At 35.9% G+C, this 17,802-nt stretch carries 17 protein-coding genes and 1 other annotated feature; all 17 genes read right to left on the bottom strand.

Annotation, left to right across the window (positions count from 1 at the left end; all coding sequences use genetic code 11):
• Window positions 1–35 precede the first annotated feature (35 nt).
• Entirely contained in the window at window positions 36–839 is an 804-nt protein-coding gene (locus ACLIBH_RS12220; RefSeq protein ID WP_439316990.1) for a pyruvate, water dikinase regulatory protein, read from the bottom strand.
• A 15-nt stretch (window positions 840–854) separates the two neighbouring features.
• Window positions 855–1,481 (bottom strand): helix-turn-helix transcriptional regulator, encoded by a 627-nt coding sequence (locus tag ACLIBH_RS12215; RefSeq protein WP_439316989.1) that lies wholly within the window; start codon window positions 1,479–1,481, stop codon window positions 855–857.
• 186 nt (window positions 1,482–1,667) lie between these two features.
• A complete protein-coding gene (gene glyS, locus ACLIBH_RS12210; protein ID WP_439316988.1) occupies window positions 1,668–3,752 on the bottom strand; it encodes a glycine--tRNA ligase subunit beta in 2,085 nt (694 codons plus the stop codon).
• A gap of 2 nt (window positions 3,753–3,754) precedes the next feature.
• A complete protein-coding gene (glyQ, locus tag ACLIBH_RS12205; RefSeq protein WP_439316987.1) occupies window positions 3,755–4,633 on the bottom strand; it encodes a glycine--tRNA ligase subunit alpha in 879 nt (292 codons plus the stop codon).
• Between the two features lie 60 nt (window positions 4,634–4,693).
• Window positions 4,694–4,875 (bottom strand) — a binding site (T-box leader).
• 143 nt (window positions 4,876–5,018) lie between these two features.
• Entirely contained in the window at window positions 5,019–5,768 is a 750-nt protein-coding gene (gene recO, locus ACLIBH_RS12200) for a DNA repair protein RecO (RefSeq protein ID WP_439316986.1), read from the bottom strand.
• Between the two features lie 21 nt (window positions 5,769–5,789).
• Window positions 5,790–5,930 carry a YqzL family protein gene (locus tag ACLIBH_RS12195; protein ID WP_439316985.1) on the bottom strand — a complete coding sequence of 47 codons (141 nt, stop codon included), beginning with the start codon at window positions 5,928–5,930 and terminating at the stop codon, window positions 5,790–5,792.
• 97 nt (window positions 5,931–6,027) lie between these two features.
• A complete protein-coding gene (era, locus tag ACLIBH_RS12190) occupies window positions 6,028–6,930 on the bottom strand; it encodes a GTPase Era (protein WP_439316984.1) in 903 nt (300 codons plus the stop codon).
• Window positions 6,931–7,072: 142 nt separating this feature from the next.
• Window positions 7,073–7,438, bottom strand: a complete 366-nt coding sequence (locus ACLIBH_RS12185) for a diacylglycerol kinase family protein (RefSeq protein WP_439316983.1) — start codon at window positions 7,436–7,438, stop codon at window positions 7,073–7,075.
• The gene (ybeY, locus tag ACLIBH_RS12180; RefSeq protein WP_439316982.1) at window positions 7,428–7,892 is read right to left on the bottom strand and encodes an rRNA maturation RNase YbeY; all 465 of its coding nucleotides are present in this window, start codon (window positions 7,890–7,892) and stop codon (window positions 7,428–7,430) included. Before ybeY ends, ACLIBH_RS12185 begins: the two co-directional genes overlap by 11 nt.
• Window positions 7,892–10,006, bottom strand: a complete 2,115-nt coding sequence (locus tag ACLIBH_RS12175) for an HD family phosphohydrolase (protein WP_439316981.1) — start codon at window positions 10,004–10,006, stop codon at window positions 7,892–7,894. Before ACLIBH_RS12175 ends, ybeY begins: the two co-directional genes overlap by 1 nt.
• Before the next feature lie 50 nt (window positions 10,007–10,056).
• A complete protein-coding gene (locus ACLIBH_RS12170; RefSeq protein ID WP_439316980.1) occupies window positions 10,057–11,013 on the bottom strand; it encodes a PhoH family protein in 957 nt (318 codons plus the stop codon).
• A 35-nt stretch (window positions 11,014–11,048) separates the two neighbouring features.
• Window positions 11,049–12,266 carry a sporulation protein YqfD gene (gene yqfD, locus ACLIBH_RS12165; protein WP_439316979.1) on the bottom strand — a complete coding sequence of 406 codons (1,218 nt, stop codon included), beginning with the start codon at window positions 12,264–12,266 and terminating at the stop codon, window positions 11,049–11,051.
• Between the two features lie 24 nt (window positions 12,267–12,290).
• On the bottom strand, window positions 12,291–12,572 hold the full coding sequence (yqfC, locus tag ACLIBH_RS12160; RefSeq protein WP_439316978.1) for a sporulation protein YqfC: 282 nt from the start codon (window positions 12,570–12,572) through the stop codon (window positions 12,291–12,293).
• Between the two features lie 963 nt (window positions 12,573–13,535).
• Complete coding sequence (locus tag ACLIBH_RS12155) at window positions 13,536–14,057, bottom strand: hypothetical protein (protein WP_439316977.1); 522 nt, start codon at window positions 14,055–14,057, stop codon at window positions 13,536–13,538.
• Between the two features lie 24 nt (window positions 14,058–14,081).
• Complete coding sequence (gene floA / locus ACLIBH_RS12150; RefSeq protein ID WP_439316976.1) at window positions 14,082–15,077, bottom strand: flotillin-like protein FloA; 996 nt, start codon at window positions 15,075–15,077, stop codon at window positions 14,082–14,084.
• Between the two features lie 20 nt (window positions 15,078–15,097).
• The gene (locus ACLIBH_RS12145) at window positions 15,098–16,444 is read right to left on the bottom strand and encodes an NfeD family protein (RefSeq protein WP_439316975.1); all 1,347 of its coding nucleotides are present in this window, start codon (window positions 16,442–16,444) and stop codon (window positions 15,098–15,100) included.
• Window positions 16,445–17,339: 895 nt separating this feature from the next.
• Window positions 17,340–17,792 carry a GatB/YqeY domain-containing protein gene (locus ACLIBH_RS12140; protein WP_439316974.1) on the bottom strand — a complete coding sequence of 151 codons (453 nt, stop codon included), beginning with the start codon at window positions 17,790–17,792 and terminating at the stop codon, window positions 17,340–17,342.
• Window positions 17,793–17,802 lie beyond the last annotated feature (10 nt).

Genomic DNA, 17,802 nt, shown 5'->3' with positions numbered 1-17,802 from the left:
TCTACAATTGTAGAATGTTTTCTCATACGATTTTATTATTTACGTAACATTTTTAAGATAATATTTGCCGTTTCCTCTACTGCTTTATTTGACACATCAACAACTTCACAGCCTATTTTACTAACAATCGTATTAAAATAATTAAGCTCTTCTTGAATACGTTGCATGTTTGCATATGTTGCATGATCCCCTAAGCCGAGTGCTTTTAATCTTTCTTTTCTAATGTCATTTAATTTTTCTGGACTAATTCGAAGCCCGATGCATTTTTCCGGATCAAGATCAAACAATTCGCCTGGGGGATCTACCTCTGGTACTAAAGGAACATTCGCTACCTTTATTCGCTTATGAGCTAAATATTGAGATAATGGTGTTTTGGAAGTTCGAGATACCCCTATTAAAACGATATCTGCACGAGAAATACCACGTGGGTCTCTTCCGTCATCATATCGTACAGCAAATTCAATTGCTTCAATACGCTTAAAATAGTCTTCATCCAGCTTATGAACTAACCCTGGCTCTAACCGCGGCTTCATTTTAAATACTTCTTCCATCGATATTAGCATAGGCCCCATAATATCTATTGCTTCTATATCCATTGATTTTGCTTGTTTATTTAAGTAATTTCTTAGGTCAGGATCTACAAGCGTAAATCCGACCATTCCCTTTTTTTCTTTAATAAGCTGTAAGGACTCATCTATTGTTGTTTTATCATCAACGTAAGGGATTCGCTGTATTTTAAATTCACCATTATTAAATTGACTTAATCCAGCTTTAATAACTAATTCTGCAGTCTCCCCTACAGAATCGGAAATGATGAATACATATGGATTACTTTCCATGCGGTACACCCCTCCTCAAATTTCATCCGTTATTAGTTCTACAAATACTTTAGTGATTGTCGTTTTTGTAATACGGCCAACGACTTGCAAACCATGTTGCGTATCTTTAACAACTGGCAGTCCATCTATTTGTTTATCGATTAGCTTTTTTGCTCCGTCAAACAATAAATCATTCGGACGGCAAATTGTAATGTTTGGCATTCTCGTCATAATGATATGGACAGGAACGGTGTCTAAGTTTTGCTTGCCCATACTTGCACGTAATAAATCCTTTCTAGAAAGGACTCCTGTTAAACAGGAATGGTCATCTACTACAAATAATGTTCCAACATCTCCTAAAAACATCGAAGATATTGCATCATATACTGATGCATGTTCTTTTACAACTACTGGCACAGATTGAAAGTCTTTAATTTTGTACTTTTTAATCTTTTCAGTTAATAACTCCGATCCAGTTTTTCCCGTATAAAAATAGCCTACCCTAGGCCTTGCCTCTAGAAAACCCGACATCGTTAAAATGGCTAAATCGGGACGTAATGTAGCCCGAGATAGGTTTAACGTATCCGCTATTTGTTCTCCTGTAATGGGTCCATTTTCTTTCACAATGTCAATGATTTTCTCTTGTCGGTCCGATAGTTCCACTGATTCACCACCTAACACGTTCAGTTCAGTTGTACATATATTATAGACTACTAGTAGGGAAATAGTAAATTTGATTCTTTGAGCTCGATTGGGAAAGAAAGTATTTATTGCTTTGGATAAAGCAATTGGATGAAATTTTATTTAATTACGTATACGCCAAAATTTCAACACGTATTATTCCCACTCCTAAAAATGCTGTTTCCACTCAATTACAGATAAGTCTGCATATTGCTGTATTAAATTTGAAAGTTGCGTTATTAAAGCAATTCGATTTTTTTTAATTGCTTCTTCATTAGCCATCACCATATTGTGATCAAAGAAACTATTTATCGGATCACATAATTCAGCTAAGTAATTTAATGCGCCCTTCGCATCATGTTCCTCATTTGCTTTCGTAAAGGCTGGCTGTACTTCTTCAAGCTTATTAAAAAGCAGTCTTTCTGATTCCGTTTCAAACAGTTCCTCGTTAATCTGTCCATTATCGTTTGTGTTTTTCGCTAAATTAATGACACGCACAAGCGCCTCTTCTATCGGCTTGAATGATGAATCGTTTCGTTTAGCTGATAATACGGTTGCCTTTTCAAACGCATACGATAGCTGGCCGATTTTGTTTTTAGACACAGCTTGTACGACATCCTGTTCAAGTCCAGAATCTTTGAACAAGTTAAGAAGACGCTGATTAAAGAAGGCATCTAATTGATTATTTATTTCTTCTTTAACACGAGGCACAACAGGACTTTGTTCATATACATTTTGAACAAGTGTAATAAGCGAATCAAGCGTAATATTCCATTTTTGTTCCTTTAATATTTTTAATATACCTCGTCCTTGTCTGCGTAGTCCATATGGATCTTGTGAACTAGACGGTATAATACCTGCTGCAAAACAACCAATAATCGTGTCAAGCTTATCGGCTATACTTACTAAAGATCCTACAACTGTTTGCGGAAGATTATCATTCGCATGAACCGGTAAATAATGTTCCCGAATTGCTTGAGCTACGAGCGGGTCTTCTCCAAAATAAGCCGCATATTTTTCACCCATAATTCCTTGTAACTCAGTAAATTCATTTACCATGTTTGTCATTAAGTCAAACTTGCTAATTTGAGCTGCCCGTATAGCCTGTGAACGAGTAGTATCATCAAGCTTTAATTCATTTGCTATTACTTTTGAAATTTTAACGATTCGATCAACTTTATCAGCTATCGTACCAAGCTTATCTTGAAATACGACACGCTTTAATTTCTCCAAATAGAAAGAGATGGATTCGTTTTGGTCTTCTTGGTAGAAAAATTGCGCATCCGTTAGACGAGCACGTAAAACCTTTTCGTTCCCTTTTACGACGTTTTCGAGTCGATACGCATCTCCATTTCGTACACCAATAAAATAAGGCAACAGTTGATTGTCTTTAGAGGTGACTGGGAAATAGCGTTGATGTTCGCGCATTGATGTGATTAATACTTCAGATGGCAATTGTAGAAAATCAGATGCAAAATTTCCACAAAAGACAGTAGGATACTCAACTAAATTGCGTACTTCTTCTAACAATTCTTCATCGACTGCTATTTTAAAGTTTTCCTTCTCCTCTAATACACGTATACCTTCTAAAATCATTTGTTGTCGTTTTTTTGATTGAACAACAACAAATTCTTTTAAAAGCTGTTCTTCATATAAGGATGGATTCACCAGTGAAATTTTGTCACCTAGGAATCGGTGTCCATACGTTACATTACTTGATTCAACACCTGATACTGTAAGCGGAATTACTTGTTCATCATACAGAGCGACAATCCAACGAATTGGTCTAGCATAGCGGATACTTTCGCTTCCCCAACGCATATTTTGATTAAATTGTATTGAAGTGATAATACCTTTGAATTCAGGAAGAAGTTCAATCGTACGCTTTCCTTCGATGCGCTTCTTCAAAAATATGTAAGATACTCCTTTTATTTCTTTTGTATAAATATCATCTGTTGTTTTCCCTTGTCCTTTTGTAAAACCAACAGCGGCTTTCGTCCAGTTCCCATCTTCGTCTTTCGCTATTTTTAAAGAAGGACCTTTTACCTCCTCCTCAACTGTCGTCTGTTCAGGAGCGATATCCTTTATCAGTACAGCCAATCTTCTCGGCGTTGAAAACGTTACAAGCTCATGATAAGAAATACGTAATTCATCTAACCATTGTTTTGTTTTATTTTTAAGTTGCATTTCTGCATTATCAATAAATCTTGCAGGCAGTTCTTCTACTCCTATTTCATAAAGGACATTAGCCATGTTTATTTCTCCTCCTGTTTCAGCATTGGAAATCCTAAACGTTCCCGTTCAGATATATACGCTTTAGATATATTTCTCGCCAAATTTCTAATACGTGTAATATACCCTGTTCTTTCCGTTACCGAAATGACACCTCTTGCATCTAGTAAGTTAAACGTGTGAGAGCATTTCAATACATAATCATAGGCAGGAAAGACGAGTCCTTTTTCCATAGTTGTTTTCGCTTCTTGTTCATACAATGCGAACAATTCAAATAATGTATCTACATTTGATTCTTCAAATGTATATTTTGAGTGTTCATATTCTGGTTGTAGAAAGATATCTTTAACTGTAACACCTTCCACCCACTCTAAATCAAATACGTTTTCTTTATTTTGAATATAGGAGGCGAGTCGTTCAATTCCATATGTTAACTCTACTGCAACTGGATTCGCTTCTAAGCCACCGATTTGTTGAAAGTATGTAAATTGAGTAATTTCCATACCATCAAGCCATACTTCCCAGCCTAACCCAGCAGCACCTAGTGTAGGGTTTTCCCAATTATCCTCTACAAAACGAATATCATGCTCCATTGGATTTATACCCAATGCTTTCAACGACTCCAAGTATAATTCTTGAATATTATCAGGAGAAGGTTTCATTACTACCTGGAATTGATGATGCTGATAAAGACGATTCGGATTCTCCCCGTATCTACCATCGTCTGGACGGCGAGACGGCTCTACGTAAGCTACATTCCAAGGCTCTGGACCCAGGCTACGTAATAAAGTCATTGGAGACATTGTGCCTGCACCTTTTTCTACGTCATATGCTTGCATTAGTATACACTTATGTCCGGACCAATATTTTTGTAGTTCTAAAATCATCTGTTGAATGTTCATAATAACAATCCCTCCTAAACATAATAAGAGACCCGTCCCTATGTCTACAAAATGGTAAGACATAGGGACGGGTCTCTGCCCGCGGTTCCACCCTATTTGCTCATATAGAAGAGCCACTTTACTTTCTAACTAAAAAATTGCTCGGGAGTGCCATTCCTTATCAGTTTCGCATCCAGCTTACACTATCCTGGACTCGCTTAAGCGAAAGGAAAATAAGTACTTCTCTCCTTCAACGCACAAATTATTCCATTCATTCAAATCGTACTGCACGTTCACCTGATTGTCAATAAATTATACAATTTTTGTTTGAGTCACGTATATATGTCGATGAAATATATTACAATAAATTGCTCATATGTTCCCCACATGCATTTGATGCATATTCCTATTTAAATTTATCAATATTGTTTAGAAACTTTTTAGATTTTAGATAGTAACCACCGTATTGGTCATAATATGTATCAAGTAAATTCCGTAGGATTTGTTCATTTTCTTTTTTGATGGAAATATCTCTTATTTTATCGAGGGGCGCTCGTTTAAATATATTCAATAATCTTACGGCTCCTTGAGATAATGGAAGAGCAGACGCATCTTTGCCCGTACAATTGGTACAAAGTATTCCTCCCTCTTGAATTGAAAAAAAATACGGTGCATTATTTTGATTACAAAGGGTACATGCCTCCGTTACCGGAGCAAACCCACCTTTAACGTATAATTTAAGTTCATACATCATTACTGGAATCATTGCTTTGTCAGTTTCATTATTATGTATCCAATCCATTGTCTGATAATATTGATCGTAAATAAAAGGATCTGGTGATAAATCGTCCATTAGCTTGTCGGTTAATTCAGAAAGATACGCAGCATAGGCTGTCTTAATAATATCTTCACGTATTGACCGAAAAGAATGTATCATTTCTCCTTGTTGAATCGTACTTAACCCTTTTTTTATATACATTAGATATTGTGCATGTATAAATGGCTGCGTAATCGCAGCCATTCTACTCTTTGGCTTTTTTGCCCCTCGTGCAATACCGGTTATTTTACCAAATTTTTTTGAGAAAATCGTTACAATTTTATGTGTTTCACTGTAATCGTTTGTTCTTAAGACGATACCCTCGACTTTTTCGAGCATATACATTCACCTTTTTAATAGCTACATTTTTGAACTAAGTGTGTAATCATCTTGTTTTTCCATTTGCTCAATTCCATGGTATGGATCATTTTCAAATTCTTTTAATAATAAATAGGTTTCAATGTTTCCTGTATGAACAAACAACTTCCACGCGTCAATCACAAGAAACCCCACCTTCCTTTGCATGTTGATTAAATGCAGCTTATTAATAGAATGACCAACCAACGATGAAAAAATGAGTATTAAATTTTACCATATATTAATAATGATCGCTTTTAAAGCCGTATTGATGCAAAATACTTTGCTTATTACGCCAGTCCTTTTGAACTTTTACCCACAGTTCTAGATAGACTTTTTTTTGTAGCATTTCTTCAATATCGATGCGCGCATTTTTCCCAATGTTTTTTAACATGCTTCCTTGTTTGCCAATAATTATACCCTTTTGTGATTTTCTTTCGGTAACAATAACAGCTTGAATAAATGTAGTGTTATTATCTCGCAGCTCAATATTTTCAATAACAACGTTTAATGCATGAGGAATTTCTTCGCGAGTTAATAGCAATGCTTTTTCTCGAATAATTTCACTAATTATAAATCGTTCTGGATGATCTGTTACTTGGTCATCCGCGTAATATTGCGGACCATACGGTAAATACGTTTTTAAAGTACCAAGAAGTGTAGATACATTGTTTCCCTCTAGCGCAGATATAGGAATGATTTCTGTGAAGTCTGCTTTACTTCTGTATGTTTCGATTAATGGGAACAAGTCATCCGGATGTATTAGATCAACTTTATTAATAATTAAAAATATAGGACTTTTTACTTTTTGGAGTCGATCTAATATAAATTGATCTCCCTTCCCATATCCTTCCTTCGCATTAATCATAAATAGAACAGCATCTGCCTCATTTAACGTATTTATCGCAAGCTTGACCATAAAATCACCTAAGCGATGCTTTGGTTTGTGAATGCCAGGAGTATCGATAAAAATCATTTGTGTATCTTCTTCTGTGACAATTCCTTGGATTCTATTTCTTGTTGTTTGGGCCTTGTCGCTTATAATAGAAACCTTTTGGCCAACGACCCGATTCATAAAGGTCGATTTTCCTACATTCGGTCTCCCGACAATTGCAATAAAACCTGATTTAAAGTTTGAACTCATGGTTGATCCTCCAGCACTTCTATTATTTATGTATAATACTATAAATTTAAGCCGATTTCATTTATTCGACAAAGGTTTATAAAACTAGAAAAAATTCGAAAGGATTAGACATGAAAAATCCATCTTTCCTTTGTCAAAGGTATTAAATAAAAAACTTAACTATTTTAGGTAAAAAGATAATAAAACCAACTATAACAGATATAATAGCCGCAACTAATACCGCGCTTGCAGCAATGTCTTTAATTAGCTTTGCCATTGGATGGATTTCAGGCTTTATATAGTCAATAATCCTTTCAATAGCACTATTAAACATTTCAGCAATAAATACAATTCCGCTTGTTAATAATAAAAGCGCCCACTCAATGGATGACAAACCGAAATAGATACTAGCTAATAGGACAGTAATAAATAGTATAAATTGGAGTTGAAAATTTTTTTCAGTTCGCAGTACTTCTTTTAAGCCATTCCATGCAAAGGAAAATCCAATTCGTTTCTTTTTATCTTTCAAGTTGAAAAGCACCAAGGATTTCTTCTTGTTTGGTAAACATTTCTCTTTCACTTTCTTCGTTATAATGATCGTATCCTAGTAAATGAAGAAAGCCATGGACTGCCAAAAAGCCTAATTCTCTTTGCAAAGAATGATTATACGCTTCTGCTTGTTGTTTTGCTTTATCAACCGAAATAACAATATCTCCTAATAACAATGGAATATCTTCTCCAACAATACTTACTTCCCCATCTACCGAATCCTGTAATGCAAATGATATTACGTCTGTCGGGGTATCTTGCTGCCGGTAATTTCTATTCAGCTCTTGAATTTCTCGATTATCTACGAAGTTGATCGACAGCTCTGATTCATGAGAAACCCCTTCTCTTTTAGCCGCATATTCAATTAATCGTTGGAGTAGGTCAATATCATCTGTTAAAACTGATTTCGTTTTATCATGAAAATCAATATGCATTACTTTGCCTCCTTCATCGGATATTGGATTCGTGTATGAAAAATCCCCTTTAATGTTTTACAAATTGTATCATGAACAATTTTGAGCTCCTGTAAAGTTAAATTAGTTTCATCGAATTGTCCATCCATTAATCGGTCATTTACAATCCCTGACACGATTTCTTCAATTTTTCCCTCAGTGGGCTCTTTTAACGATCGTACTGCAGCTTCTGCAGAATCGCAAATACAAATAATTGCTGCTTCTTTTGTTTGTGGCTTCGGCCCGGGATAGCGAAAGTCAGCTTCTGTAACGTTTGGGTTCTTTTCTTTTTCCTTATAATAGAAATACTTTAACAAAGAAGTGCCATGATGCTGCAATGCAATATCAATAATTTCCTTTGGCATCCGATGTTTTTTTAACATTGCCGCACCATCTTCTGGATGCTTTATAATAATTTCTGCACTATCCTTAGGTGATATAAAATCATGTGGGTTTTTTATCGAAATCTGATTTTCAATAAAATAATGTGGCTGTACCGTTTTACCAATATCGTGATAGTAAGCACCCACACGTGCCAAAAGTCCATTTGCTCCAACCGCTTCACATGCAGTTTCACTCAAATTCGCTACCATTACAGAATGGTGATACGTCCCCGGAGCCTCGGTTAATATTTTCCGTAATAAAGGCTGGTTTGGACTAGCAAGGGAAATTAATTTCATATCAGATAGTATGCCCAAACCAGTCTCAAAAAATGGGAGCAAACCAATTGTCAATACCGCAGAGAGCAATGCTGACACACTAGCGAAACCTATATATATTAATATATCTTGAAAAGAATATTTTTCAAAAGAAAAGAATATAAATAATAATACAGTAATACTATTTATACTAACAATACCAATACCCGACTTTACGATTGATAAACGATCTTTTACATTAAAAAGAAATACAACTCCAGCCAGCTGTGAAAACAAGAAATAAATGCCTGCCTCCATATTTAAAGATCCTGGTATTTCACCATTAAACAATAAACTACCTAAAATACTGTAGAGTATTGCTAATACAATGCTTAATCGTTCGTGTATTAATTGTTTTAGCAAAAGGGAGCCTGTAGCTACAGGTACTGCATAAAACAAATGATTATCCGTTGTAGTAAATATACTTACGACTTTCATTAATACAATCATAATTACACTAATTAGAACGATAGATACAATTGTCCCTTTATCTAGCGGCCGCTTTCTGTCTAATACGATCATTTCATACGCGATTACCCCTATAAGTAAAATAATCAATAGACCTAACGCAATAACTGGGTAAATATTCCTTTCCTTATCGAGCAGTCCAACGAGCTTTAATTCCTCATATATTTCATTTGTTATAATTTGTTCTTCTCTTACGATAATTTCCCCAGCACGGATTATTACTGGTTCCACATTGCTGGCAGCTTCCTTTCTTGCCTCCATTGTTTTCTCTACATCAAAAAAAGAATTCTCTACTACGGCAAACTCGCTTAAATCCATTAAAACAGTTTTTATATTTGTATTTAGATTTGTATACTTTATTTGCTGTTTTAATTCTTCAATTGAGCTTTGAATATTTTCCGTTCTGACACCATTTTCTAGAACCGTTTGTAATGATTGAACAAACCTTTTTTTGGCTTCTTTCCGTTCCTCTGGTTTGGCTTGAACGAGTTGTCTTAACAAATGATCGTCAATCGATTCAGTTATTTCGATAGATAAAACTTGATTTAAATGTTGAAGTTTCTCTTCGGTACTATGGAACGAGTGGTCGTCATTATCATTCTCATATTCTTTATCGAGCTGGTCAACTGCATCAAAAAGCTCTTCAATATATTCAATGCGCTCATCGGTTACTTCTTGTGAGATGTCATATCGATCAGTAACAGCTTGAACTGTCTCTCTCGTCTTTCGCTCAGTTTCCACAGCATTTTCGATTGTTATAGGGGAACGGATCGTTTCTTTCGCCCGATTAAATCTTTCTATGTCATATGTTTCTGTATAAACATTGTTAAGCGTAATAAAAAAGAAAAAAATACCTAATAATAGCATAGGTAAAAAAACAGTAACTATTTTAGACTGTACATTAAACTTATTTAAAAAATATTTTATCATGTATTCCACCCCATCGCCTAACACTACTTATACATGGAATCCATTCATTATTATGCTTTTCCGTAAGCATCTATAATTCGTTGGACAAGCGGATGTCTTACTACATCGGTCTGTTCTAAATATACAAATGATATACCTTCAATTTCTGCTAATAACTGATCTGCTACTTTTAGACCAGATGTAACGCCTTTCGGTAAGTCAATTTGTGTAATATCGCCTGTGATAACCATTTTCGAACCAAATCCGAGTCGTGTTAAAAACATTTTCATCTGTTCCGGTGTCGTATTTTGTGCTTCATCTAAAATTACAAATGCATCATCTAATGTACGTCCACGCATATACGCAAGTGGTGCAATCTCTATTATTTCTTTTTCTATTAATCGTGCCGATTGCTCAACTCCAAGTACATCATGTAATGCATCATACAACGGTCTTAAATAAGGGTCTACTTTTTCCTTTAAGTCTCCGGGTAGAAACCCTAAGCTTTCACCAGCTTCGACAGCTGGGCGTGTTAATATAATTCGCTTTGCCAAGCCATTTTTTAATGCGCGTACAGCAAGAACGACAGCTAGATACGTTTTCCCTGTACCCGCTGGGCCAATTCCAAATACGAGATCATGTGTTTTTATGGCGGTAGCATATTTATTTTGTCCTAACGTTTTAACACGGATCGGTTTTCCTTTTACATTTTTAGTAATTTCATCTTCAAACAACGTTTCAAATTGGTTTATTTTACCGTTTTTAGCAAGTTCAATCGCATATAATACATCTTGTTCGGATAGAGTAATTCCTTTCTCGATTATAGTTAGCAACGCATGAAGGATTACTTTAATTAAGTCTCTATCTTCTGCGCTTCCAGAAACAAGTACATTTTCTCCACGTGTAACAATGTGTATTTGTAGTTGTTCTTCCATCTGCTTTAAGTATTTATCATTATTTCCGAATAGCGCCAGTGCATCTGTTGGCCTATTTATTTGTAAATCAATTTCATGTAAGTTATCGGACATAGTGACTCTCCTTGAAATTTTGCTTCTATCGTGAATTAACGAATTTTTTGGTTAATTTGTTGTTCAATCGCAACATTTTCTAATGCGCTAATATACAGCTTTACTTTAACTTTACCATTCTCTATAGCTTCATGCAAAACTTTTTCTGATATAAATTGAGCTTTGGGTCCTAGCTCTAGCATCAATTCGTTCTTTGCCTGTCTAATTGCGATCTCAATTGCATCTTCTTTTGTCCGCTCTGATTTTTCCAATACCTTTTCGTGGTAGGTAATATCGATAAATGTAAATGGCAGCTTCCATTTAAGAAAATACAAATGTTTTTCTTTCCCTTCTTCATATATACGTGCATATTCAGGGGGACGTATTTTCCAATATGGAAATTGAATCCGGCCAAATTTAATCGTCTTTTTTGTTTTATAATTACCAGTTAAACGTTCAAATCGTTTGATAAGAGGCACTGTAACATTTACTTCATACCACGTGTTTGCAATGACCTCACCCTCGGCTGCGACTACAACTTGTTTTTGTTGCTTTTCATTATCGTTCTCTTCTTTATTTGATTCAATAATTCCTGAAACTAATAGATCGCCCTGTTTCACATAATCATTTATTTTTACTCTTGCTTGTCCATTCGAAATATACATGCGCTGAATCACCCCATCCTTTGCTGCTACTAGATGCTGAGGCGCATGTGTTTCTTTTTTTTCTACAATTTCTTTTTCTACCCCTTCTAGAAAAAGAGTTGTCCCCTTTTTGTGCACGCCAATCCATAAGAGATCAGGAACATCGTTTAATAGTTGCTGTTGCAACGTTTTTGACGAGGCCATCCCAAATGTTAAAGCACCGCGATGAATTCCATATGTATTCAGTTCTTTATATATTTTTTCTTCTACATCTGTTGTTACACCAGTTATTTTCACATCCCAAATAATATTAGACAGTAGAAAAAGAAGGAGTACACATATAAGCAGCGCAAAAACAATTTCTTTTCTTTTAATTTTCTTTTGAACAAAGAATGGTAACCCTTTTTTCTCAATAAAAGAAATTTTATATTTCGTTTGTCTTCTAATCCTTTTTATATCTGAAACGTACTTTAATGATACTTTTCCTTTACAAGATGTTTTCGATACTTTTTGAATGTCCCAAGCCGGAATACCTTTATTAATGAGTCGTTGAAAAAAATGCTCGGGATGTTTACCACTCACTGAAATAGTTACATAACCGGTTAATTTTGTTCCTTGTATATGCTTCATTTATATTCCCCTCTTTACACACAATTATCGCTGTATATATTTCACTTCTTTTATCGTACCTTCTAATAATATTTCTTCCGGAAGCATCATCTTAATAATAAAGCCCTCCCCTATTATTTGGACAAATCCATCGAAGGTTTTTAGCTTTAACTCTGTATCACTGTAGACAATGAGACCTTGATGATTTTCAATATATAAATGGATTTGCCCGATTAAGGTTAATCTAGGCAATTCTAAAACTACATCAGAAGGGAGTGCGAAATATTTTGTTAAGATGGGGTGTAATCGATGTCGCCATTTTTTCACACATGCTTCCTCCTCTCACAAATATATTTATGAACATATACGATAGATAAGAACAGAAAAAGGAAAATCGAGCTGATGAAGGGGGCGTTTTATCAATTTATTCAGGAAAGCAAGTGCAAAATGAGTGGAGATGTTTAAGTAAACAATTAGTAAAAAAGATTTTTCGATTAGCATGTATAAAAATCAAGAATAGACTTTGGAACTATTGAATGGAAGTTGAAAGGATTGAATCACGTATTTGTGGGTGTTATTTTAAGAAGTTAAAGAACCTCTCTTTGTATTCGTTAATTTTAGTATTGCCTACCGACCGCAGTAGATATACACTACGCTTTCCGTGAGGCTGAAGCCGTGCCCGCGGAAAGCATCCACCTGCAGTGAAAATGAACGGTGTTATTCATGTGTATATCGTTCGAAGTAAAATTGATCACATATTATCTAGTTAGATTCGTGCATCTGTTCCCCCACAAACATGTTACTCATACAGATGAAAGATGAAAAATTCCAGCGGGAGGAAAGGAATCGGTGAAAGCAATCATAATAAATTGGCATAGACGCAGCATTTACGACTATGCCAATTTTTAACAAATCATTCATTACTACTAGCACCACACATGTCTTTTTTTCATTAACAAAAAGACATTGCGCAAAGAACGACAGCATTTTATTGGCTTGTGTAGCAAAAAGAGCTCGCCACTCGCTTACGGAAATCGAGTATATTACACGAGTGGCGATATTAGAAAATAGCTCTTTCCAAACTATTTTCCAAATACGATAAAAAGGTTCTTTGTCATAGGACGTTGGTGATCTATTGTGTTTTGTTTCTACAGATTTTCGCTCGAAATAATGGTTTCTATAATGAAATCAAAATGTCATTAGTGATTTTTCTTCACCAACGTCGTATCGTGTACAACCGAAAAATCCATCCACTTGCACAAATTCACAAATGGATGGATTTTTATCGTATTAAAAAGTTTTTCTGTTCGAAATACGTGGACGATAAGGATTAACTGATCGAGGCGGCCCTAAAACTTCTGCCATTATAATACTCTCTACTAAGCCTTTTTGATTCAGTCTACCAGTAATTTGTTTTTGAAGAGAAGTTTGATCAGCCTCTTTGTCTTTGTTCGTCAGTAATTGATTATTTTTATGCGTAACCGCTGTCGATTGGAAGGCTTGATCGTTACGACTTGTTGTCATTTGATCGCTTTCTCGACGACTCATACCGCGTACTTGGTCTTTTAGACGTTCTAGCTGTTTTTCCCTTTGCTCTTCTGTAGATAACGACTGAATCGTATCTTGTACACGTTCTTCCACCTTTTTGTATTGCTTCGTTTCTACTTCTTTTGGATATGTTTTAGGGACATTTGAAGGTTCTTTATTTTCTTGTTGCTGATTAGATTTGTTTTTAAATAAGCTAATCAGCCCACTGATTATAATGAAAAGTAAAATAAAGTTACTTGTTATTAAATCAATAAAACCCTCCATCAAATCCCTCCTTCACCAATTCTATTATTTATCATTGTTTTCAGGTTCATGGTTTTTATCAGTCATATTTCCAATCGTACCACGCATATCTGTATCAGCGTCAATATTTTTATAGTTCATATAATCCATTACACCCATATTACCTGAACGCAATGCTTCTGCTAATGCCTTTGGCACTTCCGCCTCCGCTTCAACTACATAAGCGCGCATTTCTTCAACTCGGGCTGACATTTCTTGTTCTCGTGCAACTGCCATTGCCCGCCTTTCCTCCGCTTTCGCTTGAGCAATGTTTTTATCTGCCTGCGCTTGATCTGTTTGTAAAATTGCTCCAATGTTTTTACCGATATCTACATCTGCAATATCAATTGATAAAATTTCAAAGGCTGTACCAGAATCAAGCCCTTTAGCTAAGACTGTATGTGAAATTGAATCCGGGTCTTCTAATACTTGTTTATGTGTTTTCGAGCTACCTATTGTACTAACGACCCCTTCACCTACTCGGGCAATAACAGTTTCCTCACCAGCACCACCTACGAGTCGGTCAATATTCGCTCGTACTGTAATTCGAGCCAATGCTTTAACTTCAATCCCATCCATTGCTATACCAGCAATAAATGGTGTTTCAATTACTTTTGGATTAACACTCATTTGAACCGCTTCCAATACATTACGTCCTGCTAAATCAATGGCAGCACCCCGTTCAAAAGGTAATTCAATGTTTGCGCGGTGTGCTGCAATTAATGCATTAACAACACGGTCCACATTCCCACCAGCTAAATAATGACTTTCGAGCTGATTCGTACTCACATCAAGTCCTGCTTTGTACGCCTTAATTAACGGATTAATTACTCTAGATGGAATAACACGACGAAGCCTCATTCCTACTAATGTAAATAAACCTACTTTAACACCTGCTGCAAGTGCACTTATCCAAAGCATAACAGGCACAAATGTAAACAGGACAGCAATCGCTATTAAAATGATCGCAATAATAATAATTGGTAAAATTTCCAATTCCATAATTTTTCCTCCTATAAAAATTAATTGTTTTTTTCTAATTCTCGTACTACAATTCTCATACCTTCAACTTTTACTATCGTTATCTTTTTGTTTACATCAATAAAACTTCCTTCTGTCACTACATCAAGTCGCTCATTATCAATAAGCGCCGTTCCGGATGGTCTTAAAGGGGTGACAGCGACACCCTTTTTACCTATTAAATCCAACCGATTAGATGAAGAGACATAACCTAAATCCGAAGTCGTTCGATCTCTTAAAATAATATGGCGAAAAATCCCTTTCTCCAAACCGATCGATTTGAATAAGATAACCGCTGCAATAATTGAAACAATAAAAGCAATGGCGATACTCATTGACATATGGCCAATGTCATAGCCAGATAAAAATAATGAACCGATGATTGCACCTACTCCAATCAGTCCGATAATTCCACCTGGTACAAAGAATTCTAAAACGATTAATACAATCCCTAGAATTAGTAAAATTACTGCTTCCATTCCAGCCAGACCGGCAATTATATGCCCGTAGAAAAACAACACTAGAGAAATTAACCCCATTGTTCCTGCAACGCCGAACCCTGGAGAATACAGCTCTACAATTAATCCGAGACTAGCTACTGATAGCAGGATAGGAATGACAATCGGACTAGTGACAAATCGGGCAACTTCCTCCGCAAACGTTGTTTCTGTTTCAACAACTGTAGCGTTAGAAAGGTTCAATTCATACAACAATTCAATGCGATTGCTTACTATTCCTTCCGCATATTGAACTTCGACAGCATCTTTCGGACTTAGCGTTAAAAACTCTCCCTTTGGTGCCCCGTATTCCGGTAGGTGTTTGTCTGCATCTGCCATAGCGACTGCATAAGCTGGATCGCGTCCCTTTGATTCTGCAGCGCTTTTCATTGCTGCAATCCAAGCCGATTGTGCTTTTTTATCTGCTGCTGAACCGTCTTGGGTTATTACACCGCTTGCTCCCATAGTTGCCTGTGGATTCATGTAAATATGGTCTGTATTCAATGCTAAATAAGATCCCGCAGATAATGCTTCGTTTACAATATAGGATGTTGTAGGTGTATCCAACTTTTGTAATAGCTTGCCAATTTGTCCTGCTGCATCTACTCGGCCGCCTGGAGTATCAATCTCAAAAATAATATGATTTGCCCCTGCTTCTATTGCTTCATTGGTTGTTCGTTCTAGAAAAGCTTCTAGCCCTCGCTCTACTTCATTTTCAATCGGAATAATATAAACGAGCTTGTCTTTTCCTTCGCTGTTGCCGTTTTCTTTTGCTGCAATTGTCGGAATAAAAGAAAATAGGCTTAACAACAAAATAATTAATATGTATTGACGATTCGTGACTACGGTCACCAACAATCACCTCGATCTAAGCGGCAAATAAATTAAGATGCAGTCATTTAATGATAGCATAAACAACACACGATATCACCATTCATCTAATAATAAATAAAATTGGTTCTTGGTTAAATGACGTCCGTGATGTATTTTCAGTCGAGGAACACCTACTAAATTAAGTAGAACGAAAATGTCAAAGCTTTCGCTCTGATTTCGTAACTTGCACTACAGCCGACAGGCTTTCCGCGGGCACGGCCTCAGCTTCTAGCTCCTCTATCCGAGTCGATACAGTGATCTTCGGACGCGTGCTATTTTCCGCAGGAGTCCGTAGACTTTCGTTTCAGTCAGCTTAAAGTGGGCTAATAACCTTATCGCACACACTACCATGCTGTTTCATTTGCATTGGAGTGTGTTTCTTTGGTTTTCGTTTGAAATAAAGCATGATTCGATACATATAATTCGTGAAGTTTCTGTACCCATAAGCGACTCTATTAAGTACTTTAATGCATCGTAATCACGATTTGTCGAAGGTGATACAGAGCAAACCCCGCTCAATCGATAGGAAAGGATGTGCATCAACATACTAGATGATAACTAGCGCGTTCATATTTTTGGAGTTAATTTTCCATCGACATATTTACACGCCTCTTCTTTGTGCATTCCATCATTTGCACAACTTCCTTCAAAATTACTGTTTGAATCTTAACTATTAAGTAAGTTTCTTATATTATTAGAAAAAGACAAGTGATTTCCCTCCTGGATATGGTTTTCGGCGACTTTTATTCTACGGGAAAAATTTACTTGTTTTCTATTATGAATTCAAAAATGACGTCAGTGAATTTCCTTCACCAACGTCATATATTGTACAACCTTTAAATTAAAAGGCTCTTGCACTAAAGGCAAGAACCTGTCATTGTTTAGTAAGTTGATTTATAACCATTTTATTGATTAACGAGCCGTCTGCCTTTCCTTTAACTTTAGGCATAATCGCGCTCATAACCTTTCCAATATCCTGCTTCGATGTAGCATTAACTTCAGTTATTGTTTGTTTAACTATTAGTTCAAGCTCATCTTTAGTCATTTGCGTTGGCAAATAGTTTTCCACAATGGAAAGTTCAACTTCAAGCTTTTGTACGAGATCATCACGTCCGGCAGATTTAAATTCTTGGAGAGAATCTTTTCTTTGCTTTAACTCGCGTGATAGAATGGAAAGTTCACTGTCTCCAGATAACGTTTCTTCACCTGTACGAATTAATTCATTCTGCAATGAAGCTTTGATCATACGAATGACACTAAGTTTTTCTTTGTTTTTATCTCTCATTGCTTGTTTCATATCTTCATTCAAACGGTCTGAAATTGTCATTCGGTACACC

It is taken from the genome of Virgibacillus sp. W0430 (genome assembly GCF_051846935.1).
Lineage (GTDB): Bacteria > Bacillota > Bacilli > Bacillales > Amphibacillaceae > JBPYCR01.
Note: the sequence above shows the minus strand (reverse complement) of the source record. Positions and strands in the feature narration are given on the sequence as shown.